This window comes from Enterobacter sp. UNJFSC 003 (assembly GCF_036903355.1).
GTDB lineage: Bacteria > Pseudomonadota > Gammaproteobacteria > Enterobacterales > Enterobacteriaceae > Enterobacter.
The window spans coordinates 1-257 of record NZ_JBAKHK010000237.1 but is presented as its reverse complement, the minus strand read 5'-3'; the positions used below and the strand labels follow the sequence as shown (position 1 = coordinate 257).

At 58.8% G+C, this 257-nt stretch carries 1 pseudogene; it reads left to right on the top strand.

The window, feature by feature from the left end:
* A pseudogene (gene fadE / locus V5P19_RS23955) lies at positions 1 to 257 on the top strand (acyl-CoA dehydrogenase); the annotation flags it as partial.

Sequence of the window (257 nt, the reverse complement as noted above, 5' to 3'; positions counted from 1 at the left end):
CGCCTGGACAGCCGCCCTCGGCGTTGCTGGTCTGTGGTCGGCGTGGGTACTGGTGCCTCTGGCCATTATCCTCGTGCCATTTAACTTTGCGCCTATGCGTAAGTCGATGATTTCCGCGCCGGTATTTCGCGGTTTCCGTAAGGTGATGCCGCCGATGTCGCGCACTGAGAAAGAAGCGATTAATGCGGGCACCACCTGGTGGGAGGGCGACTTGTTCCAGGGCAAGCCGGACTGGAAAAAGCTGCATAACTATCCGC